This is a genomic window from Pseudomonas sp. St29 (genome assembly GCF_001547915.1).
GTDB lineage: Bacteria > Pseudomonadota > Gammaproteobacteria > Pseudomonadales > Pseudomonadaceae > Aquipseudomonas.
On record NZ_AP014628.1, the window covers coordinates 6539336 to 6560053 of the forward strand.

Below are 20718 nucleotides of genomic sequence, written 5' to 3' on the forward strand. Positions count from 1 at the left end.
AGCCAGCTCCTACAGCTCTTGCAAACCGCACAAAAAAGGCCAGCCCGGTGATCGGGCTGGCCTTTTTCATTGACGCCTGCCGCGCTTAGCGCACCGGCAATACCGGGCTGCCAAGACGCTCCAGCAAGGTCGCCTGGGCGCTGCGCGGGTTCTGGTTGCCGGTCGGCGTGTTGCGGATGTAACGGCCGTCGGACTGCAGGCTCCAGCTGTGGGTGTTATCGGTGAGATAGCTTTCCAGCTCTTTCTTGACCCGCAGGATCAGCTTCTTGCCTTCCACCGGGAAGCAGGTCTCGACCCGCTTGTCGAGATTGCGCTCCATCCAATCGGCGCTGGAGAGGAACATCTGCTCCTCGCCGCCGTTGAGGAAGTAGAACACCCGGGTGTGCTCCAGGAAGCGACCGATGATCGAGCGCACGTGGATGTTGTGCGATACACCGGCAATCCCCGGCCGCAGGCAGCACATGCCACGCACCACCAGATCGATGCGCACGCCGGACTGGCTGGCCTTGTACAAGGCGCGAATGATCTTCGGATCGGTCAACGAGTTGAACTTGGCAATGATGTGCGCGGGCTTGCCGTCCAGGGCGAACTGAGTCTCCCGGGCGATCATGTCGAGCATGCCCTTCTTCAGGGTGAACGGCGCATGCAACAGCTTCTTCATGCGCAGGGTCTTGCCCATGCCGATCAGCTGGCTGAACAGCTTGCCGACGTCTTCGCACAAGGCGTCGTCGGAGGTCAGCAGGCTGTAGTCGGTGTACAGACGGGCGTTGGCCGCGTGGTAGTTGCCGGTGCCCAGGTGCGCATAACGCACGATCTCGCCGGCTTCGCGACGCAGGATCAGCATCATCTTGGCGTGGGTCTTGAAGCCCACCACGCCATAGATCACCACCGCGCCGGCCGCTTGCAGGCGGCTGGCCATCTGCAGGTTGGACTCTTCGTCAAAGCGCGCACGCAGCTCAATCACCGCGGTGACCTCCTTGCCGTTGCGCGCCGCGTCCACCAGGGCGTCGACGATCTCCGAGTTGGCGCCACTGCGGTACAGGGTCTGGCGCACCGCCAGCACGTGCGGGTCCTTGGCGGCCTGGCGCAGCAGGTCGACCACCGGGGTGAAGGATTCGAACGGGTGCAGCAGCAGGATGTCCTGCTTGCTGATGACGCTGAAGATGTTCTCGCTGTTCTGCAGCAGCTTGGGAATCTGCGGGGTGAACGGGGTGTATTGCAGCTCCGGATGACTGTCCAGGCCGGTGATGCTGAACAGCCGCGTCAGGTTCACCGGGCCATTGACCTGGTACAGCTCGGTCTCGTGCAGGTTGAACTGCTTGAGCAGGTAGTCCGACAGGTGTTTGGGGCAGGTGTCGGCCACTTCCAGGCGTACTGCGTCGCCGTAGCGCCGGGAGAACAGCTCGCCGCGCAGGGCGCGGGCCAGGTCTTCGACGTCCTCGGTGTCCACCGCCAGGTCGGCGTTACGGGTCAGGCGGAACTGATAGCAGCCTTTGACCTTCATACCCTGGAACAGGTCATCGGCGTGGGCGTGGATCATCGACGACAGGAACACATAGTTGTCGCCAGGACCGCCGACTTCTTCCGGCACCTTGATGATCCGCGGCAGCAGGCGCGGTGCCGGGATGATCGCCAGGCCCGAATCGCGACCGAAGGCGTCGATGCCTTCGAGCTCGACGATGAAGTTCAGGCTCTTGTTCACCAGCAACGGGAACGGGTGCGTCGGGTCCAGGCCAATCGGGGTGATGATCGGCGCGATCTCGTCGCGGAAGTAGCGGCGTACCCAGGTCTTGAGCTTGGTGGTCCAGTAGCGGCGACGGATGAAGCGGATCTGGTGCTTCTCCAGTTCCGGCAACAGGATGTCATTGAGGATCGCGTACTGGCGGTCGACGTGACCGTGCACCAGCTCGCTGATCCGCGCCAGCGCCTGATGCGGCTGCAGGCCGTCGGCCCCGGCCTGCTCACGGGCGAAGGTGATCTGCTTCTTCAGGCCGGCGACGCGGATCTCGAAGAACTCGTCCAGGTTGCTGGAAAAGATCAGCAGGAACTTCAGGCGCTCCAGCAGCGGGTAGGACTCGTCCAGCGCCTGTTCCAGCACGCGGATGTTGAATTGCAGCTGCGACAGCTCGCGGTGAATGTACAGGCTGCTGTCATCCAGGTTGGGGATGACAATGGCCGGCGCCGGTGGCGCCTCGGCCACCGCAGGCGCGGGTTCGAGCTCCGGCGGGGTTTCAACCACTGGCTCGACCACCGGCTGAGCGTCTTTTACGGCAACTTCTGAGAGTCCTTCAGTATTCATCGCGTGTTCCTGGGAGGGCTATTTTTGCTCTCGTAACAATTGAGCAGCACGGACGGCAAAGTAAGTCAGGATGCCATCGGCACCCGCACGTTTAAAGGCGGTCAGGGATTCAAGAATAACCCCTTCACCCAACCAGCCATTCTGGATCGCCGCCATGTGCATGGCGTATTCGCCGCTGACCTGATAGACAAAGGTCGGCACCTTGAATTCATCCTTGACCCGAAAAAGGATATCCAGGTACGGCATGCCTGGCTTGACCATGACCATGTCCGCCCCTTCAGCCAGGTCCGCCGCCACTTCATGCAGGGCTTCGTCACCGTTGGCCGGGTCCATCTGGTACGAGGCCTTGTCGGCCTTGCCCAGGTTCAACGCCGAACCCACCGCATCGCGGAAAGGGCCGTAGTAGGCGCTGGCGTACTTGGCCGAGTAGGCCATGATCCGCACGTTGACGTGCCCCGCCAGCTCCAGGGCCTCGCGGATCGCCTGGACCCGCCCGTCCATCATGTCCGACGGCGCCACCACCTGGGCGCCAGCCTCGGCGTGGGACAGCGCCTGACGCACCAGGGCATCGACGGTGATGTCGTTCTGTACATAACCCTGTTCGTCGAGAATGCCGTCCTGGCCATGGGTGGTGAACGGGTCCAGAGCGACGTCGGTGATCACCCCCAGTGCCGGAAAGCGTTCGCGCAGGGCACGGGTGGCGCGCTGGGCGATGCCCTCCGGGTTCCAGGCTTCGGCCGCGTCCAGGGACTTGAGCCCGGCCGGGGTCACCGGAAACAGCGCCAGGGCCGGAATCCCCAACTCGACCCAGTGCGCCGCCTCTTCCAGCAGCAGGTCGATGGTCAGGCGCTCGACGCCGGGCATCGACGCCACCGCCTCGCGGCGGTTCTCACCGTCAAGCACGAATACCGGCAGGATCAGGTCGTCGACGCTCAGCCGGTTTTCCCGCACCAGACGGCGAGAGAAATCATCGCGACGATTACGCCGCAGACGAGTGGCTGGAAACAGGCGGCTGGCAGGGGTAAAGCTCACGGCGGACTCCAGGGCCCGCGCTGGCGGGCGAGCGGAACAGTTATAAGCGGGCATTATGACGAACAGATGACAGTTGTGCTCAAGCTGTTGACCGGCAGCAACACTCATTGTCATTGGCCCAATTGTTCACGTCGAGACACATTTCGATACTTTCCCGAACGTCGTCGAAGGGGTAGGCTGCGCGTTCATTTCGCCAGCATCCAGACAATGCTCCAACAATTTCTTCAGGATTTCGGCTACTTCGCCCTCTTTCTCGGCACGTTTTTCGAAGGTGAAACCATTCTGGTTCTCGCCGGGTTTCTTGCGTTCCGCGGATACATGGATATCAAGCTGGTGATGATCGTCGCCTTCCTCGGCAGCTACGCCGGCGACCAGCTGTGGTACTTCCTGGGGCGCAAGCATGGCCGCAAGCTGCTGGCGCGCAAGCCGCGCTGGCAAATGATGGGCGATCGAGCGCTGGAACATATCCGCAAGCATCCGGATATCTGGGTGCTGAGCTTCCGCTTCGTCTATGGCCTGCGCACCGTGATGCCGGTGGCCATTGGCCTGTCCGGCTATCCGCCGGGCCGCTATTTGCTGCTCAACGGCATTGGCGCGGCCATCTGGGCCGTGGCACTGGCCCAGGCCGCCTATCATTTCGGCGCGGTCATGGAAGGCATGCTCGGCAGCATCAAGAAGTACGAGCTGTGGGTCCTGGGCGCCCTGCTGGTGCTGGGCTTCGGCCTGTGGGTGCGCCGGCGTTTCAAGAACGCCCGCCTGGCCAAGCAGATCTACGAGGCCGAACAAGCCGCCGCGCAAGACAAGACCAAGGCTTCGACCACACCGGTGGAGTGACACGCCCGTCATTTGGCATGCTCTCGGCACCCTTAACCTGGAGAAACAACCATGAGCAAAAAAGTTGCAGTGATCCTTTCCGGTTGCGGCGTGTTCGACGGTGCCGAGATCCACGAGAGCGTGATCACCCTGCTGCGCCTCGACCAGCGGGGAGCCCAGGTGCAGTGCTTTGCCCCGAACATCCCGCAGATGCATGTGCTCAACCACCTGACCGGCGAAACCATGGCCGAGACCCGCAACGTGCTGGTGGAATCGGCGCGCATTGCCCGGGGCCAGGTCAAGGACCTGGCTGAAGCCAGCGTCGACGACTTCGATGCGCTGATCATTCCCGGCGGCTTCGGCGCAGCCAAGAACCTCTCCAGCTTCGCCACCGAAGGTGCCGCCTGCACGGTCCAGGCCGACGTCCTGGCCCTGGCCGAAGCCTTTGCCGAAGCAGGCAAGCCGGTAGGCCTGATGTGCATCGCCCCGGCCCTGGCGGCGAAGATCTACGGTCCGGGCGTGACCTGCACCATCGGTAACGACGCCGATACCGCGGCGGCCCTGGGCAAGATGGGCGCCAGCCACGCCGAATGCGCGGTGGGCGACATCATCGAAGACAAGGCGCGCAAGCTGGTGAGCACCCCCGCCTACATGCTGGCGCAGTCCATCAGCGAAGCCGCCTCGGGCATCAACAAGCTGGTGGACCGGGTGCTGGAACTGACCCACGAAGGCGAATAACCGCCCCGCCACAAGGACAGCCTCCTGTGGCGAGCACAGGGGTTCAAGCCAGGCCGCTAAACGGCCGCATACCCGAACACCGCACTGCAGCCGGCTCCCCGCCGGCTGCACATACCCCCAGACTCCCCCGGCACATCAGGCCCTTCAGGCCTGACGCGACAGCCGGGTCAGAATCCGATCCAGCGCATTGGCAAATGCCTGCTTCTCCCGATCGCCATAGGGCGCCTGCCCGCCGCTGACCTGCCCCTGCTCCCGCAGATCGGTAAACAGATTGCGCACCGCCAGGCGCTCGCCCATGTTCTGCGCGTCGAACTCCTTGCCCCGCGGGTCCAGGGCGGCCACGCCCTTTTTCACCAGGCGGTCGGCCAGCGGCACATCGCTGCAGATCACCAATTCGCCCGGCACCGCGTGCTCCACCAGGTAATCGTCGGCGGCATCCGGACCGCTGGGCACCACGATCAGCCTGACGCAGGCAAACGCCGGCTTGATCTGCGCCTGCCCGGCCACCAGCACCACCTCGAACTGACGCTTCAGGGCGAAGCGCACCACCTGATCCTTGGCCGCCTTGGGGCAAGCGTCGGCATCGATCCACACACGCATCGAGTGTTCTCCTTCCAGAATGCAAAACGGGCAAGCCGCCCCGTGGAGCTGGCTTGCCCGCGATCAACCGCGCAGCGTCAAGAAGCCTGCAAACGCCGCTTCTCACTCAGGCGACTGCGACTATAAAGCACCACGATCGCCAGTATCGCCACCGCCTGGGCTCCCAGCGAGTAGGCGTCGGCATGGATCCCCAGCCAATCGAAGTCGAAGAACGGCACCGGCCGGGTGCCGAAGATACCGGCTTCCTGCAAGGCCTTGACCCCGTGCCCGGCGAACACCACCGACAAGGCGCAGAGCAGCGCCGCGTTGATGCCGAAGAACAGCGCCAGCGGCAGCTTGGCCGAACCCCGCAGGATCACCCAGGCCAGGCCCACCAGCAGCACCAGGGCGGTGGCGCCGCCAGCCAGTACCGCGTTGTGCCCCGCAGGTCCCGCCTGCAGCCACAGGGTTTCGTAGAACAGGATCACCTCGAACAGCTCGCGATACACCGAGAAGAACGCCAGGACGGCAAAGCCGAAACGCCCGCCACCGCCCACCAGGCTGCTCTTGATGTAGTCCTGCCAGGCCGCCGCATGCCGGCGGTCGTGCATCCACACCCCGAGCCACAGCACCATGACGCTGGCGAACAGCGCGGTAGCGCCTTCCAGCAGCTCGCGCTGGGAACCGCTGACGTCGATCACATAAGCCGCCAGAGCCCAGGTGCCCAAGCCCGCCAGCAGCGCCAGGCCCCAGCCGACGTTGACACTGCGCACCGCCGATTGCTGGCCGGTGTTGCGCAGGAAGGCAAGGATCGCCGCCAGCACCAGGATCGCTTCCAGGCCTTCGCGCAGCAGGATCAGCAAACCGGAGATAAAGCTCAGCGACCAACTCAGGCTGTCGCCGCCCAAAAGCCCGGCCGACTCCTTGAGCTTGGCCTTGGCCGCATCCAGGCGCTGCTCGGCCTGAGCCACCGGCAAACCGTCCTGCAACGACTGACGGTAGGCCATCAGGGCTTTTTCCGTGTCCTTGCGCACCGTGGCATCGACGTTGTCCAGGGAGCTTTCCACCAGCTCGAAACCTTCCAGGTACGCCGCTACCGACAGGTCATAGGCCTGTTCATGATCGCCGTTGCGATAGGCCGCGAGACTCTTGTCCAGGGTCGATGCGGTGTAGTCGAGCAACTGCCCCGGACCACGCTTGACCTGAGGCGGCTGGGCCCGCTGGGCGCGGAAGGTGGCGGCTGCCTGCGGGCCTTGGGCGGCCAGCACTTCAGCGGGCGTCTGCCGGGCCAGATCGGCCAGGTTGAAGCCCTGCTCGCCCTTGGCCGCCGCCGGGTCGGCGCTGAACCCGGCAATGTAGGTGGCCAGATCCCAACGTTGACGGTCATCCAGCTGATCGGCGAAGGCCGGCATGTCCGTGCCTTCGACCCCCAGCCCCAGGGTGTTGTAGACCGCGTACAGGCTCAGGCGATCAAGACGCTCGGCATCCCGCAGGTTGGCCGGCGGCGGGGTCATGCCGACGCCGGCCGGACCATCGCCGGCGCCTTTCTCGCCGTGGCACACCGAGCAATGCTGGGCATACAGCGGCGCACCGCGGCTCGGATCCGGGGTGATCACCGGCGCCTGGCTGACCTCATAGGCCACCGCCAGCTTGGCCCCCATCTGCCGCGCCAGACGTGCCACCTGGCTGCCTTCGACGCGCTCGTCCACCGCCTTGCGCAGGCTGGCGATGCCCTGCTCCAGCTCGGCCTTCTCCGGCTTGGCCGGCAGCTCGGCGATCAGCCCCTGCAAGACCCCGAGAAACTCCACCTGCTCGCGGTATTCGGACTCGTCGACGACCTTGCCGGCTTCAACCGTGGGCGGGTAATCGGCGCCGATGTAATCCAGCAAATGCAGAGCCTTGGGCGCGCCATCGACAGTCTCGGCCAGCAGGTTGAAGCTGCAGAGCGCGAGTACCGGCAGCACCAGCAAGGCCAGTAAACGGGAAGGGCCAGTCATGAACGAATCTCAAATGGAAATACGAAGTAACATATTGTTCACTCCCAGTGAGTTTCACTCAAGGCTTATCCGTCTGTTGAAACACTTCCGCTGATCGACTGTGCCTCCTGGCTCCCAGCCCTGCGCCAAACACCCCACTGCAAAACGTCTTGAGCCATCAATGCGCAGCCGCTCACATAGTGGCCAACTACATATCAATCTGACCTTAAAAAGCCATTACATCACCCGGAACCACGTTTATAATGCCGCGCCCTCGTTATCGCGAGATGGCATTTAAGCTCCTCTTTTTATGAGGAATTGGCATGGTAGCCAGCGCTCCTGCCAGTGGGTTCGTCCAGCCCGACCCGCACGCCCGGCTGTCTCATTCAGGGAAGAAGAAGTACCCATGGCATCCCGCGCCCTCACTTCGATTGCGCTTGGCGCAGTCACTCTGCTTGCAGGCTGTTCGGCCTTCCGCAGCTACGACAACGAGCTCCAGGAAACCAACCAGCAACTGCGCGCCGGCAACCTCGATGCCGCCCTGATCCTGCTGGAAAAGAACAACAAGGGCGAAGACAAGGACCTGCTCTACTACTTCGAAAAGGGCGAGTTGCTGCGGGCCAAGGGCGACCTCAATGGCAGCCAGGCCGCCTGGGGCCATGCCGATCAGGTGGTGGCCAGCTGGGAAGACTCGGTCAAGCTCGATACCGACAAGTACCTGGCCCAGTTCGGCAGCTTCCTGGTCAACGACAAGGTCCGCCGCTACGAAGGCTATGACTATGAAAAGGTCATGCTGACCACCCAGATGGCCATGAACCTGCTGGCCGGCAATGACTTCGACGGCGCCCGCATGGCGATCAAGAAGACCCACGAACGCGAAGCGGTGATCGCCGAACTGCGCGACAAGGAATACCTCAAGCGCGAGGACGAAGCCGAGAAGCAAGGGGTCAAGACCGAGTACAAGGACCTCAAGGGCTATCCGGTGGAAGCCCTCGACGCGCCGGACGTGGTCAACCTGAAAAACAGCTACCAGAGCGCCTTCAGCCACTACCTGGCCGGCTTCGTCTACGAAGCCCTGGGCGAGAAGGACCTGGCCGCGCCCGGCTACCGCAAGGCCGCCGAACTGCGCCCCAACACGCCCCTACTGGAACAGGCGCTGCTGAACCTGGACGCCCCGGTGGAGCCGGTCAAAGCCGAGGCCCCGAGCAAGTCTTCGACCAAGTCCAAGCGCAAGGCTGCGGCCAAGGCCCCCGCCAAGGCGCCGGCGGTGCCAGCCCTGGCTGAAGATGAAAGCGATGTACTGATCGTGGTGCAAAGCGGCCTGGCCCCGGCCCGGGATTCGGTGCGCATTCCCCTGCCGCTGCCGATCAACGGCAATCTGGTGATCACCCCGCTGTCGTTCCCGGTGATCAAGCCCGACAACTCGACCCAGACCCTCGCCCAGATCGGCATCGACGGCCAGCCGCAGAACCTGACCCTGCTGAACAGCACCACCGCCATGTCCCGCCGCGCCCTGCGCGACGACATGCCGGGGATCATCCTGCGCACCACCGTGCGCGCCGTGACCCGTGGCGTGGCGCAGAAGAACCTCAATGAGGTCAACCCGCTGGCCGGCCTGGCCGTGGGCCTGGCTTCAGCGGTGACCGAAGGTGCCGACACCCGCACCTGGCGCACCCTGCCGGACAACACCCAAGTGGCCCGCCTGCGCCTGAAGCGGGGCGAACACCGCCTGAACCTGGCCAACGCCCAGGGCGGCACCCAGGTGCAGGTCAAAGTGGACCAGCGCTACCAGGTCATCGCCCTGCGGGTCGTCGGCAACCAGGTATTCAGCAGCGGTCTGGCCGCACAAGTGATCCCGAACAACGCCGGCCAGAACATGGCCAGCAACCAACGTCCTTAAGCGGAGCCCCCCATGCGCTTGAAACTTCTCGCTGTCGCCGCACTGGCCCTACTGGCCGGTTGCGCCACCCCGCCTCCTCCCGCCCCCGGCAGTGCCGCGAGCAAGGTGGTGGTGATGAACAAGTTCAACAACATCGCCATCGGCGCGATGCGGGTCGCCCGTGAAAACGGCTTCCTGACGGTCAAGGTGGCGCTGAACAACACCAGCCACACCAACATGACGATGTACTACCGCTTCGTCTGGCTGGGCGACGACGGCTTCCCGGTGGCCGACGAAGAAAGCTGGAAAGTCTTCAACCTGTACGCGGCCCAGGCCACCTTCCTGCCGGCCATTGCGCCGGTGCCCAAGGCCACCGACTTCCGCCTGGAAGTCAAAACCCAATAAGCCGTCCCTGAACCCGATCAAGAGAGCACTTCCATGTTTGCACGCTTTTCCTTCCTCGCCGTGGTCGCCCTGCTGGCCAGCGGCTGCGCCAACAACTCCCCCGTCCTGGGCGGCAAGAACATCAGCTACGGCGACAGCAAGGCCGTGGAGCTGGTGACCAACGAGTTCGGTTCCACCGACCTGCAGATGATCGCCGAATCCATGACCCGCTCCCTGGCCCAGTCCGGCATCCTCCAGGGCCGCCCGGTGGTGCAGGTCTACGACGTGAAGAACAAGACCAGCGAGTACATCGATACCCGCGAGATCACCACCTCGATCAAGACCCAGCTGATGAAATCCGGCACCGCCCGCTTCGCCAGCGACAACACCGCGATGCAGAGCCAGGTCGACCAGCTCAAGCTGCAGAACCAGAGCGGCCTGTACAAGAAGTCCACCGTGGCCAAGACCGGCAACATGGTCGCCGCCAAGTACCGTCTTGAGGGCTCCATCAGCTCCATCGTCAAGCGCAGCAGCGACTACAAGGACGTCTTCTACAAATTCAGCCTGCAACTGATCGACGTCGAGAGCGGTCTGGCCGAGTGGATGGACGAGAAAGAGATCCGCAAGACCACGGAGCGCTAAGCAATGCGTGCATGGATTGGCATCCTGGCCCTGGCCTGTGCGTTCAGCGCGCAGGCGGCCCCGAAAGTCGCAGTCATGGACCTGGCCTACCAGGAACGTGTGCAGGAATACATTCACGTGGTCTCGGCCCAGCAGAGCTACCGCGAGGGCTACTACAGCTCCAGCGGCTCGGCCAGCTACAACGAACTGGAATCGAGCACCAGCTACATCGAGGAAGGCGAACTGCGCAAGTTCACCGGTGATATCAAGGGCGGGATCCTCAAGTCCGGGATGTTCCAGCTGGTGCAGGGCTCGCCCCACACCGACGCGTCCAAGACCAACGTCTACGACATCATCAAGCGCATCAAGGCCGGCAACTTCAAGGGTGCCGACTACGTGCTGTTCGGCACCGTGTCGGACATCGACTTCACCCAGGACATCAACGAGCTGGCCAATACCGACAGCTACTCGGCGGTGCTGGGCCTGACCCTGGTGGCGGATTTCAGCCTGATCAACACCCGCACCTTCGAGATCACCTCGGCGTTCACCGCCATGGGCGAAGGCCAGGACACCAAGCTGGTGAACAGCCGGGACATCCGTGTCTCGCTGAACCGTCCGCGGGTGGTGCGTGAAGTCTCCAAGGCCCTGGGCGAGGACGTCACCCGGCAAATGGCCGAGCAGTTGGGTCGCGGTGGCTACGAGCAACCGGGGCAGGCGCCGATGCGCAACAACCTGCCGCGGGACACTGCCCCCGTGATCCTGCGTTAAGCCGTATGCAAACGAAAAAGGCGACCCGCTGGGTCGCCTTTTTTTGTTCCTGCAAAACCTAGGTCGCCGCTTTGCGGATGGTCGCCAGAAAGCCCGCGGCACCGAGGAACAGGCCGGCGAAGGTGCGGTTCATGCGCCGCTGCTGGACCGGGGTGCGCAACAGGCGCAGGACCTTGGACGCCAGCCCGGTGTAGCCGGCCATGACGATCAGGTCGACCACGATCATGGTGGCGCCGAGGATCAGGTACTGCTTGACCAGGGGCGCATGGGGGTCGATGAACTGCGGCAGCACCGCCAGCATGAACACCAGGGCCTTGGGGTTGCTGATGTTCACCAGGAAGCCGCGGAACATCAGGGCCAGGGGCTTGCCGATGGGACGGACCGCGGCGTCATCGCTCAGATCGCTGGGCAGCGCACGCCATTGCTTGACCGCCAGGTACACCAGGTAGGCCACACCGAACCACTTGATGGCATAGAAAGCGGTAGCCGAGGCCGCGAGGATGGCACCGACACCGGCGGCGACAATGGCAATCTGCATGGCCAGGCCCAGCTGCAGGCCCAGGGCGTTCCAGTAACCGCGCCAGAAGCCGTATTGCAGGCCGCAGGACATCGACGCAATCGCGCCGGCTCCCGGAGAAAGACTGATTACCCAACTGGCGGCAAAGAACGCCAGCCATGTCTCAAGCACCATTGCACACCTCGGATCGAATTGGTCGTGACTGCCTAAGCTAATCCTCCGACCCGCGGCTGACTATATTTTTTTCGCCCAAAGCTGATTCACGGCCCTGTAGCCGCTGCCGCGGGCTGCGATAGGTCCGCAAGACCAGGGGCAATAGCTGCCCAGCCGTTCGCAGCCTGCGGCAGCGGCTACGGAGGAAGGGATTACTTTTCGCCAGTTCCTACCGGCAGCACATCGCTGCCGCGCCAGCGACGCACCGAGCGCTGGAAGAACAGGCTGTTGGGCACCTGGACCATGGCGCTGCCGGTACCGGCTTCTTCGGACTCGATCAGGGTGGTGTACAAAAGGTTGATCGCCACCACCCGGCCCTTGACCCCAGGCTTGTCGACGGTGTCCACCAGCTCCACCACATCGCCCAGGCGGAACGGGCCGACGGTGAAGATCAGGATCGCGCACAGCAGGTTGGAGAGCACGCTCCACATGGCGAAGAACGCAACCGCCGCCACCGCGACGAAGCCGGACAGTGCGGTCCACAACACCGTGGCGGAAACCCCCAGGCGCTCCAGCACGAAGATCACCGCGCTGCCCATGATCAGCCAGCGCAAGCCACCGCGCAGGGGCATCAGCAACTGCGGGGGAAACGGGTAACGCTCGCCCAGACGGGTCAGGCCGCGAGCGACAAAACGCTGGGCCAGGTAGCCCGCCAGGAGAATCAGCAGGATCTGCACACCCACCCACAGCGGACCGATCCACTGCGCCGGCAACGGCAACTGCAGCGCTTCCATCAGGAGAGCGCCTCCAGCTCCGCCTGCATGCTTTCCAGCAGCTCCAGGGCCTCCATCCAGGCTTCTTCCAGCTCGGACTCACGGGTCTTGAGCTTGGCTTGTTCAGCCAACAGATCCCGCAGCTCATCCTTGCGCGCAGCCTCGTAAAGACCGCTGTCGCCCAGGCTGGTCTCGATCCTGGCCAGGCGCTCATGCACCTTGCCCAACTCGGCTTCCAGCTTGTCGGCCTCGCGCTTGTGTGGCGCCAGTTGCTGACGCAACGCCGCGGCGGCCTGGCGCTGGGCCTTCTTGTCGGTCTTGTCCGGGTTGACCGGGGTGTTGCTGACCGGGGCATTGCGCTGGCGGTAATCCACCAGCCAACGGGTGTAGTCGTCCAGGTCGCCGTCGAACTCCTCGACCTTGCCGTCGGCCACCAGGAAGAAGTTGTCCGTGGTGCTCTTGAGCAGATGGCGATCGTGGGACACCACCAATACCGCGCCACTGAACTCTTGCAGGGCCATGGTCAGGGCCAGGCGCATCTCCAGGTCCAGGTGGTTGGTGGGTTCGTCGAGCAGCAACAGGTTCGGCCGCTCCCAGGCGATCAGCGCCAGGGCCAGGCGGGCTTTTTCGCCGCCGGAGAAGTTCAGCACCGGCTCGTCGATCCGGGCGCCACGGAAGTCGAAACCGCCGAGGAAGTCACGCAGGGTCTGCTCGCGCTCGGTGGGGGCCAGGCGCTGCAAGTGCAGCAAGGGGCTGGCCTTGGAATCCAGGGAGTCGAGCTGATGCTGGGCAAAGTAGCCGACCACGGTGTTCTCGCCCCGGGTCAGGCGTCCGGACAACGGCTGGAGTTCGCCGGAGAGGTTCTTGATCAGGGTCGACTTGCCGGCGCCATTGGGACCCAGCAGACCGATCCGCGCGCCCGGGGTCAGCTGCAGCTTGACCTTCTCCAGGATCGTGCGCTCGCCATACCCCAGGCGGGCATCGGAGAGGTCGATCAGCGGGCTGGAAATCTTCGTCGACTCACGGAAGGTGAAGTCGAACGGCGAATCAACGTGGGCCGCCGACAGCTCCTCCATGCGCTCCAGGGCCTTGATCCGGCTCTGGGCCTGACGGGCCTTGGTGGCCTGGGCCTTGAAGCGGGCGATGTAGCTTTCCATGTGCGCGCGCTGCGCCTGCTGCTTCTCGTAGGCCTGCTGTTGCTGGGCCAGCCGCTCGGCACGGGCGCGCTCGAAGGCGCTGTAGCCACCGCGATAGAGGGTGATCTTGCGTTGATCGACATGGGCGACGTGATCGACCACGGCATCGAGGAAATCCCGGTCGTGGGAGATCAGCAGCAAGGTGCCGGGGTAACCCTTGAGCCAGTCTTCGAGCCAGATGATGGCGTCGAGGTCCAAGTGGTTGGTCGGTTCGTCGAGCAGCAACAGGTCCGAGGGACACATCAGCGCCTGGGCCAGGTTCAGGCGCATCCGCCAGCCCCCGGAGAAGTCGCCGACCTGGCGGTCCATCTGCTCGTTGGTGAAGCCCAGGCCGGCCAGCAGCTTGCGCGCCCGGGCGTCGGCGGTGTAACCGTCGGCGCTGTCCAGCTCGGCATGCAGACGTGCTTGCGCGGCGCCGTCGTGGGCCGCTTCCGCGGCGGCCAGGTCGCGTTGCACCTGGCGCAGGCGCAGGTCGCCGTCGAGCACATAGTCCACCGCCAGGCGCTCGAGGGTATCGACCTCCTGACGCATGTGGGCAATGCGCCAATCGGCGGGCAGGAAGCAGTCACCCGAATCCGGGTGCAGCTCCCCGCGCAGCAGGGCGAACAGGCTGGATTTGCCGGCGCCGTTGGCACCGATCAGGCCGGCTTTCTGGCCGGCGTGCAGGGTCAGCTCGGCGTCTTCTAGCAGACGTTGCGGGCCACGCTGTAAAGTCAGGTTCTGAAGTCGAATCATAATGGCGGCGGAGTCTACCAGCTTCGTTCGCAACTGGCGCGAGTAGCACTATGTCCTCTGACCTGTGGAGTTTTTCCCTTAGCACCTATGCCCTTCCCGGCGTGCAGGAGGCCTGCCTGCAACTGCAGGACAGTGGCGCCAATGTCTGCCTGTTGCTCTGTGGCGCCTGGCTTGGCCAGCGAGGCGTCAGTTGCGACGCTCAGCGTTTGCAGCAGTTGCAGGCGCTGGCGGCGCCCTGGCAGCGCGACGTGATTCAACCCTTGCGCGACTTGCGCACCGGCTGGCGCCAGGCAGCCCGCGAGGACAGTGAATTGAGCGCCTTGCGCGAACAGGTCAAGACCCTGGAGCTGGAAGCCGAACGGCAATTGCTGTTGCGCTTGCAGGAGCGGGTACGGCCATGGCCGGACTCTCAGGCAAAGAGCCTGGACGACTGGCTGGAGGGATTGGCGGCCGAAGCCGCCGAACGCAACCGCAACGCGCTGCAGGTGCTGCGCGTCGCGGTGACCGGCGCTTAGGAAGCGCTGGAGGGAGTGCCGGCAGCAGCCGGTGCAGGCGCGGCGGCTGGGGTGCTCGCCGGAGCAGCTGAAGACGCCGCGGGCGCCGGAGCAGCAGGTTTGGCCGCAGCAGGCGCAGGTGCAGCCGGCTTGGCCGCTGGAGTGGCGGTTTTGGTGGCGGCTGGCTTGGCGACCGCCGGTTTTTTCGCGGCAGGTTTTGCCGCTGGTTTCGCTGCAGGCTTGGCTGCTGGCTTGGCCGCAGGTTTCGCTGCCGATGCCGCCGCAGGCTTGGCCGCCGCTGCCGGTTTGCTGGCAGGCTTGGCCGCAGTTTTTGCTGGGGCTTTTGCTACCGCAGGTTTAGCGGCAGTTTTGCTCGCTGCCGGTTTGGCAGCAGCGGTTTTGGTGGCTGCTGGCTTGGCTGCAGGTTTGGCCGCAGGCTTGGCGGCTGGTTTAGCGGCCACGGGTTTGGCAGCAGGCTTGGCGGCGGTTTTGGCTGCTGGCTTGGCGGCAGCGGTCTTGGTGGCAACCGGTTTGGCAGCAGCAGGCTTAGCCGCTACGGGCTTGCTCGCCGCAGGTTTGGCGGCGCTGGCGGCAGCAGGTTTTTTCGCAGCGGGTTTGGCTGCTGGCTTGGCAGCGGATTTGGCCGGCGCCTTGGTTGCAGGCTTGGCTGCCGGCTTCTTCGCCGCCACGGTGTCCGGCTTGGCATCACGAGTGCTCAATGCCTTGGCAACCGCTTCCTTCACACGACCAACGCCTTGAGCCAATTTCAGGCTTTCCTGGGCATCGCGCTTGAGTTGCAGAATGTAGCTGCGGGTCTGGGCCTGGCGTTCTTTCAATGCGTCCAGCAGGTCTTCGAGTTCCTTGACCGCGGTCTTGGCCTTGGCTTGTGCCTTGGCCTTGCCGGCCGCCGCGGCATCCTGCAATTTGGTGCGCGACTTGTGCAGTTTTTCCTGTGCCTTGCCTCGTTGTTTTTCCAGCTTGGCGAGCAGTTTTTCAGCATCAGCCAAGGCTTGGGAACAAGCGTTTTCCAAATGTTCGAGCAAGCTGCCCGACAACTGTTGGAGCAAATGCAACGGAGTATTTACAGGCTTCTTATTGGCCGACATGGTTTACCTCCTGGCTGACGTGAGTTGCGGCTCATACTAGACCTCTGCTGTTACCGCCGCTAGGGCATGTTGACAGTATCGAAAGCCCGGCGTTGCAGCCGACGGAAAATGTTCTTCGCCGCCATCGAAGTTGCTCACCAACCCGCCCTTTGTCGCTGGCATAATCCACCGCTACTCAGGCCGGAGAGTGCCCATGTCGCGTTACCTGTTTTTGTCCTTGAGCCTGTTCTTGCCCCTGGCGCAGGCTGCTGCCGAAGCACCGCCCAACGACGCTCATGATCTTGCCTACAGCCTGGGCGCGAGCCTCGGCGAACGGCTGCGCGACGAAGTCCCCGACCTGCAGATCCAGGCGTTGGTGGAGGGATTGAAAGCCGCCTACCAAGGCAAGCCGCTGGCCCTCAAGAGCGAGCGCATCGAGCAGCTCCTGGCCCAGCACGAAGCGCAGATCAGCGAACAGTCGGCGCGGTCGCAGATCGAGACGGCGCTGGAGAACGAACGACGCTTTCTCGATCAGGAAAAAGCCAAGCCCGGCGTGCGCCAGCTGGCTGACGGCATCCTGCTGACCGAGCTGGCACCGGGCAGCGGCAACAAGGCCAGCCCCAACGGTTCGGTCCAGGTGCGCTACACCGGGCGCCTGCCTGACGGCACCGTGTTCGATCAGACACAACAGCCTCAATGGTTTCGCCTGGACAGCGTGATTGCCGGCTGGCGCATCGCCCTGGCGCAGATGCCCACCGGTGCCAGATGGCGGCTGGTGATTCCTTCGGACCAGGCCTATGGCACCGAAGGCGCCGGCGACCTGATCGCGCCCTACACGCCGCTGGTGTTCGATATCGAATTGCTGGGCGTTGCCGGCTGAGTCGCAGAAACAAAAACGGCACGCCTTGGCGTGCCGATTTCTGCTGCTCGAACCTGTATTCAGGCCTGAGCGACCGCGTCCTGCTTGTGGGCGTTGTGCAACACTTCGATCAGGCAATCTTCCAGTTCGAAGCGTTCGTGCAACAGGCCGCCCAGTTCCTTGAACTTCTGCGCCACACACTGACCCGCATCGCACAGATCGTTGAACGCCAGGAGCTTTTCGGTGATCACGTCGATACGCGGATAGAGGGTATCGGCCAGTTCCAGACCACGCTTGTCGCCAAAGGCCTTGGCTTCGCTGGTCAGCTGTTCGTAGATTTCAAAATGTCCGGCGGAAACATAGTCCACCAGAATCCCGCAGAACTCCTGCAGGGGCTTTTTGCTCTCGCTCAACGCCTCCGGCTCGGCGCCCAGCGCATCATAGGCTCGAACCAGTTCGTGACGCTCCTGCAACCAGCGATCGATCAGCAGATGCACTCCACCCCAGCGTTCCTGAGCATTCTGACAACTTTCGAGCATGGTGATCTCTCTTCCCTTATGGGTCATGCCGTCTGCCCGCCGCCCCCCTTGTTGGAGACTCTGGATCCGGTCGGACACAACAGCATCGAGCAACATAATTCCGGTGACAGGTGCGGGCCAGATTATGCCCGCTCGACAACAGCATCAAGGTACGCAGGAGATAAAGTTCATACAAGCGTTTAATCCGCGGCCTGCCACCAAACACTGACTCAGGGCAACGCCTCAACCCTGCGTGCAGCCCGCATCATGCACAGCAGACGATAACCGCTGAAGATCAGCATGATCAGGAAAAACAGCAGGCTCCATTCGGGCAGGCTCATGTCCAGCAGCGTCCAGGTGACCTCGGCGCAATCCGAGGTGCCCCTGAAGGTCAGCTGCAGCGCCTGCCACCAGGACAGCTGGCGCAGCATGAAAGGCATGTCCGGCAGACAGGCCAGGAGTTGCTCGGACGGAATGTTCTGCAACAGCACATGACGCCCGGCGGTGATCACCCCGAGCAGGCCCAGCACCAGGTTGAACCCCCAGTAGAGCGCTCGCCCGACACGCCCCGGCCCTTGCACCACAGCCAACAAGTTGACCCCACCGAACATCAGCAGCAACAAGCGCTGCACGCCCCACAACGGGCAGGACTCAAGGCCGCCACCGGTTTGCAGGTTGAATGCCGCCCATGAGGCCAAGGCCCCCGCCAGGAACACCAGGGAGAACAGCACGCGGGAGCCTGCCAGCGACATGAGATATCCGTAACACAAAGAAACAGGCAGCCACGGTAGAGAAAGCGCTCGCGGCTTTCAAGAAGCGCTATGCCGCAGTCGATCGACGAGAGTCAGCGAGCAAGTTCTGCAAACCGGGCAAAAAAAGGCCGGTTGCCCATTACAGGCAACCGGCCCTGACAGCGCTTCAGGCCCGCGCCGGAACCGGCAACGGTGAGGCCAACAGACGCTCGTCGAGCATGCCCAGGCCCTCCTGGAACAGTTGGTTGCTGCGATCGGTATCGCCCAACTGTGCCAGCAACCGGGCCAGCTCGGCACAGGTTTCAGGATTGCGCTGCAGACGCAGGCTGCTTTCCAGGTAGTCCCGGGCCTTGCCCCACAGGCTGTTCTGCAGGCACAGGCGCCCCAGGGTCAGCAGCAGACCGGGATCGTCAGCATGCTCCTTCAGCCAGTGCTCGGCGGTCTGCAACTGACGGGACGGGTCGCTACCACGCACCAGGCCGTAAAGCCGCGCCAGATGGCTTTCGTATTTGCGCTTGATGGCGGTACGCAGCGCCTCTTCGGCTTCGGCACCGGCCCCCAGCTGACGCAACTGCTCGGCGTAGGCCAGCACCAGTTGCGGCTCCTGACGTTGCGCCGAGGTCAGTTGTTGCCAGGCGCGATTGAGAGACTGCAAGCCCGCCACCTGATCCTCTTCACGACGCGCCGCCAGGCTCAGGTTCTCGCCCCAGGCCCGACGCTCCAGCTCCTGCAACTCGCTGGCCGGCAGCGCCTTGTCCTTGCGCAACTCGGGCAGCAAGCGGATCAGCGCCGACCAGTCGCCACGCTGCTGATGCAAACGCTGCAACTGACGCAACACCTGAACACTGTGCGGATGACGCTCGTGCATGGCTTGCAGGGTGCTCAGGGCGCCTTCGGTGTCGCCCCGATCGGTCTGCAACTGGGCATGACTCAAGGCCACCGCCAATTCCGCCTGGGGCTGCCGGGTCAGCGCCCGCTCCAGTAACCGGTCGCACTCTTCGTAGTGCCCTTGCTCGTTGGCGGCACGGGCCGCACCGAGGTAGTACAGCAGCGGCTGGCGCTCGGCCTCGGCGGCACGGTGCAGGTGCTTTTGCGCGCTGGCCCAGCGACCTTCGGCCAGGTCCATCTGGCCCTGCTCGATGGCGATCTGCACCCGGCGACTGCGATTGCGGCGCGACCAGGGATTGACCACACCACCGGAAACCATCACCAGCTCGATCAACAGCTTGATACCCCAGATCACCAGCCAGATCAGCGCCACCAGGGCCAGGGTCGCCCACAAGCTCGATTCATAACGGAAATTGCTGTAGGCGATCAGCACGTAGCCGGGATGCTCGGCGATGGCCAGCCCCAGCAAGCCGATGGCGGCGATGACCAACAGCACAATCACGTAGGCGCGTTTCATGGGCTGGTCTCCTGGGCGGTGTTCGCCGCAGGCTTGGCCAGAGGCTTGATGGAGTCCTCAGCATTGAAGTTGCGCCGCTCAAGATAGGCCTGGACCGCGCTCAGGGTCTTGGCCAGATCTGGAGTGACCACGGTCACCGGCTGCTTGCTCAGTTCGGACAGGCGCTCGAGCATGATCTTGCTCTGCGGATTGTCCTGATTGAAGTTGCCGACCAGCACATCCCGGGCCTCGGTCAGCGCCTGGGTATAAACCGGCGCCTGACCATTCAAGGCCGCCCACTGGGCCTGTTCCAGCGCCAGACTCAGGGCCAGGCGCACCTGAGTCAGGCCCTGCCCCGCCAGCAACGGACGGATGTTCTTGTCGGCATTGAAGTCGATACGGAAGTAGCGGGATATCTGATCCCACCACTGCGCCCAGCGGCTTGCGCCATCGCCGTCGGCGGTCAGCCCCAGCAACGATTCGCCGCGGTCCTTGAATTCCGGTGCCACCGCACTCAGCTCCAGGACTTGATCGCGCAGGGCGCCCAACTGCAGGAACAGACCGGTGCGATCCGGCTGCTCGGTGCTGCGCAAGGCCGCCAGGCTCTTGGCCAACTGCTCGCGTGCAGCGAAAGAGCCCGGGTCGTTCTGCTCACGCAGGATATCGTCGGCGCCCTGGACCAGGGCCTGGGCGCTGCTGATGTCCTGCAGCGCGGACAGACGCAGACTGGCCAGGCGCAACAGGTGTTCGGCTTCCGCCAGGCGCCAGTCCTTGCGGCTGGCCCCCAGCACGGTTTCCAGGCGCTGACTCAGACGCTGCTGATCACTTTGCAGCTGGGCCACGAGACGCCGCCGGTCTTCCAGCTCGTCGGCGGGCGGCAACTGCTCAAGGCGCGCACTCAGGCGCTGTTCACTGAGTTTGAAGCTCTGGGCCTGATCCCCCAGGGCCTGCAACTGACTCAGTTGCTGCTGGTGATTGGCTTGCAGGCTGCGCACCTGCCAGATCCCCCAGCCACCGGCCGCGACACCCGCAGCCCCCAGCAGCAGGGCCAGCAGCGCCAACCCGTTGCCACGACGCTCAACGGTTGGGGTCGTGGGCTCAGCAGGTGTTTCGGACACCGGCTGGACTTCATCTTTAGGCAAGGCTGTTTCGCTCACGTATCC

20 protein-coding genes are annotated in these 20718 nt (G+C 63.8%); 8 read left to right on the top strand and 12 right to left on the bottom strand.

Going from position 1 to position 20718, the window contains the following annotated elements; all coding sequences use genetic code 11:
- Nucleotides 1-85: 85 nt before the first annotated feature.
- Nucleotides 86-2299 carry a polyphosphate kinase 1 gene (ppk1, locus tag PST29_RS29250; protein ID WP_016965639.1) on the bottom strand — a complete coding sequence of 738 codons (2214 nt, stop codon included), beginning with the start codon at nucleotides 2297-2299 and terminating at the stop codon, nucleotides 86-88.
- An 18-nt stretch (nucleotides 2300-2317) separates the two neighbouring features.
- The gene (hemB, locus tag PST29_RS29255) at nucleotides 2318-3331 is read right to left on the bottom strand and encodes a porphobilinogen synthase (RefSeq protein WP_060841658.1); all 1014 of its coding nucleotides are present in this window, start codon (nucleotides 3329-3331) and stop codon (nucleotides 2318-2320) included.
- A 207-nt stretch (nucleotides 3332-3538) separates the two neighbouring features.
- On the opposite strand from hemB, the gene PST29_RS29260 reads away from it, so the two are divergent.
- Complete coding sequence (locus tag PST29_RS29260; RefSeq protein WP_060841659.1) at nucleotides 3539-4165, top strand: DedA family protein; 627 nt, start codon at nucleotides 3539-3541, stop codon at nucleotides 4163-4165.
- Nucleotides 4166-4216: 51 nt separating this feature from the next.
- Complete coding sequence (elbB, locus tag PST29_RS29265) at nucleotides 4217-4882, top strand: isoprenoid biosynthesis glyoxalase ElbB (protein WP_060841660.1); 666 nt, start codon at nucleotides 4217-4219, stop codon at nucleotides 4880-4882.
- 144 nt (nucleotides 4883-5026) lie between these two features.
- On the opposite strand, the gene PST29_RS29270 is transcribed toward elbB, so the two are convergent.
- Both PST29_RS29270 and PST29_RS29275 read right to left on the bottom strand, forming a co-directional pair.
- Nucleotides 5027-5482: a YaiI/YqxD family protein gene (locus PST29_RS29270; RefSeq protein ID WP_060841661.1), complete on the bottom strand. Its 456-nt coding sequence runs from the start codon at nucleotides 5480-5482 to the stop codon at nucleotides 5027-5029.
- Between the two features lie 77 nt (nucleotides 5483-5559).
- Nucleotides 5560-7458 (bottom strand): FTR1 family protein, encoded by a 1899-nt coding sequence (locus PST29_RS29275; protein ID WP_060844942.1) that lies wholly within the window; start codon nucleotides 7456-7458, stop codon nucleotides 5560-5562.
- A gap of 385 nt (nucleotides 7459-7843) precedes the next feature.
- Here PST29_RS29275 and PST29_RS29280 point away from each other — a divergent pair, with 385 nt between their 5' ends.
- From PST29_RS29280 to PST29_RS29295, 4 genes are read left to right on the top strand one after another with little or no spacing between them, the layout of a single operon-like run.
- A complete protein-coding gene (locus tag PST29_RS29280) occupies nucleotides 7844-9337 on the top strand; it encodes a COG3014 family protein (RefSeq protein WP_060844943.1) in 1494 nt (497 codons plus the stop codon).
- Nucleotides 9338-9349: 12 nt separating this feature from the next.
- A complete protein-coding gene (locus PST29_RS29285) occupies nucleotides 9350-9721 on the top strand; it encodes a YcfL family protein (protein ID WP_060841665.1) in 372 nt (123 codons plus the stop codon).
- Between the two features lie 33 nt (nucleotides 9722-9754).
- Entirely contained in the window at nucleotides 9755-10342 is a 588-nt protein-coding gene (lpoB, locus tag PST29_RS29290; protein WP_060841666.1) for a penicillin-binding protein activator LpoB, read from the top strand.
- A 3-nt stretch (nucleotides 10343-10345) separates the two neighbouring features.
- The gene (locus PST29_RS29295) at nucleotides 10346-11089 is read left to right on the top strand and encodes a penicillin-binding protein activator LpoB (RefSeq protein WP_060841667.1); all 744 of its coding nucleotides are present in this window, start codon (nucleotides 10346-10348) and stop codon (nucleotides 11087-11089) included.
- Nucleotides 11090-11147: 58 nt separating this feature from the next.
- Here PST29_RS29295 and PST29_RS29300 read toward each other — a convergent pair whose 3' ends face one another.
- From PST29_RS29300 to PST29_RS29310, 3 genes are all read right to left on the bottom strand, one after another.
- A complete protein-coding gene (locus tag PST29_RS29300; RefSeq protein WP_060841668.1) occupies nucleotides 11148-11780 on the bottom strand; it encodes a LysE family transporter in 633 nt (210 codons plus the stop codon).
- Between the two features lie 191 nt (nucleotides 11781-11971).
- A complete protein-coding gene (locus PST29_RS29305) occupies nucleotides 11972-12553 on the bottom strand; it encodes a mechanosensitive ion channel family protein (RefSeq protein ID WP_025130900.1) in 582 nt (193 codons plus the stop codon).
- Nucleotides 12553-14463 (bottom strand): ATP-binding cassette domain-containing protein, encoded by a 1911-nt coding sequence (locus PST29_RS29310; protein WP_060841669.1) that lies wholly within the window; start codon nucleotides 14461-14463, stop codon nucleotides 12553-12555. The genes PST29_RS29305 and PST29_RS29310 overlap by 1 nt, the downstream gene beginning before the upstream one ends.
- Before the next feature lie 50 nt (nucleotides 14464-14513).
- Between PST29_RS29310 and PST29_RS29315 the strand changes: the two genes are divergently transcribed.
- Nucleotides 14514-14978, top strand: a complete 465-nt coding sequence (locus PST29_RS29315) for a TIGR02444 family protein (RefSeq protein ID WP_060841670.1) — start codon at nucleotides 14514-14516, stop codon at nucleotides 14976-14978.
- Here the strand turns inward: PST29_RS29315 and PST29_RS31410 are convergent.
- Entirely contained in the window at nucleotides 14975-16063 is a 1089-nt protein-coding gene (locus tag PST29_RS31410; protein WP_082729309.1) for an AlgP family protein, read from the bottom strand. The genes PST29_RS29315 and PST29_RS31410 overlap by 4 nt on opposite strands.
- Before the next feature lie 193 nt (nucleotides 16064-16256).
- Between PST29_RS31410 and PST29_RS29330 the strand changes: the two genes are divergently transcribed.
- The gene (locus tag PST29_RS29330) at nucleotides 16257-16922 is read left to right on the top strand and encodes an FKBP-type peptidyl-prolyl cis-trans isomerase (protein ID WP_060844944.1); all 666 of its coding nucleotides are present in this window, start codon (nucleotides 16257-16259) and stop codon (nucleotides 16920-16922) included.
- Nucleotides 16923-16981: 59 nt separating this feature from the next.
- Here PST29_RS29330 and PST29_RS29335 read toward each other — a convergent pair whose 3' ends face one another.
- The 4 genes from PST29_RS29335 to PST29_RS29350 form a co-directional block, all read right to left on the bottom strand.
- Nucleotides 16982-17440 carry an Rsd/AlgQ family anti-sigma factor gene (locus PST29_RS29335; protein ID WP_060841672.1) on the bottom strand — a complete coding sequence of 153 codons (459 nt, stop codon included), beginning with the start codon at nucleotides 17438-17440 and terminating at the stop codon, nucleotides 16982-16984.
- 209 nt (nucleotides 17441-17649) lie between these two features.
- Complete coding sequence (locus PST29_RS29340; RefSeq protein WP_060841673.1) at nucleotides 17650-18171, bottom strand: disulfide bond formation protein B; 522 nt, start codon at nucleotides 18169-18171, stop codon at nucleotides 17650-17652.
- Nucleotides 18172-18337: 166 nt separating this feature from the next.
- A complete protein-coding gene (locus PST29_RS29345) occupies nucleotides 18338-19576 on the bottom strand; it encodes a heme biosynthesis protein HemY (RefSeq protein ID WP_060841674.1) in 1239 nt (412 codons plus the stop codon).
- Entirely contained in the window at nucleotides 19573-20712 is a 1140-nt protein-coding gene (locus tag PST29_RS29350; protein WP_060844945.1) for a uroporphyrinogen-III C-methyltransferase, read from the bottom strand. The genes PST29_RS29345 and PST29_RS29350 overlap by 4 nt, the downstream gene beginning before the upstream one ends.
- Nucleotides 20713-20718 lie beyond the last annotated feature (6 nt).

Coding starts and splice junctions, on each gene's coding strand:
- ppk1 (WP_016965639.1), bottom strand. CDS start 2,299: ATGAATACTGAAGGACTCTCAGAAGTTGCCGTAAAAGACGCTCAGCCG.
- PST29_RS29260 (WP_060841659.1), top strand. CDS start 3,539: ATGCTCCAACAATTTCTTCAGGATTTCGGCTACTTCGCCCTCTTTCTC.
- elbB (WP_060841660.1), top strand. CDS start 4,217: ATGAGCAAAAAAGTTGCAGTGATCCTTTCCGGTTGCGGCGTGTTCGAC.
- PST29_RS29270 (WP_060841661.1), bottom strand. CDS start 5,482: ATGCGTGTGTGGATCGATGCCGACGCTTGCCCCAAGGCGGCCAAGGAT.
- PST29_RS29275 (WP_060844942.1), bottom strand. CDS start 7,458: ATGACTGGCCCTTCCCGTTTACTGGCCTTGCTGGTGCTGCCGGTACTC.
- PST29_RS29280 (WP_060844943.1), top strand. CDS start 7,844: ATGGCATCCCGCGCCCTCACTTCGATTGCGCTTGGCGCAGTCACTCTG.
- PST29_RS29285 (WP_060841665.1), top strand. CDS start 9,350: ATGCGCTTGAAACTTCTCGCTGTCGCCGCACTGGCCCTACTGGCCGGT.
- lpoB (WP_060841666.1), top strand. CDS start 9,755: ATGTTTGCACGCTTTTCCTTCCTCGCCGTGGTCGCCCTGCTGGCCAGC.
- PST29_RS29295 (WP_060841667.1), top strand. CDS start 10,346: ATGCGTGCATGGATTGGCATCCTGGCCCTGGCCTGTGCGTTCAGCGCG.
- PST29_RS29300 (WP_060841668.1), bottom strand. CDS start 11,780: ATGGTGCTTGAGACATGGCTGGCGTTCTTTGCCGCCAGTTGGGTAATC.
- PST29_RS29305 (WP_025130900.1), bottom strand. CDS start 12,553: ATGGAAGCGCTGCAGTTGCCGTTGCCGGCGCAGTGGATCGGTCCGCTG.
- PST29_RS29310 (WP_060841669.1), bottom strand. CDS start 14,463: ATGATTCGACTTCAGAACCTGACTTTACAGCGTGGCCCGCAACGTCTG.
- PST29_RS29315 (WP_060841670.1), top strand. CDS start 14,514: ATGTCCTCTGACCTGTGGAGTTTTTCCCTTAGCACCTATGCCCTTCCC.
- PST29_RS31410 (WP_082729309.1), bottom strand. CDS start 16,063: ATGTCGGCCAATAAGAAGCCTGTAAATACTCCGTTGCATTTGCTCCAA.
- PST29_RS29330 (WP_060844944.1), top strand. CDS start 16,257: ATGTCGCGTTACCTGTTTTTGTCCTTGAGCCTGTTCTTGCCCCTGGCG.
- PST29_RS29335 (WP_060841672.1), bottom strand. CDS start 17,440: ATGCTCGAAAGTTGTCAGAATGCTCAGGAACGCTGGGGTGGAGTGCAT.
- PST29_RS29340 (WP_060841673.1), bottom strand. CDS start 18,171: ATGTCGCTGGCAGGCTCCCGCGTGCTGTTCTCCCTGGTGTTCCTGGCG.
- PST29_RS29345 (WP_060841674.1), bottom strand. CDS start 19,576: ATGAAACGCGCCTACGTGATTGTGCTGTTGGTCATCGCCGCCATCGGC.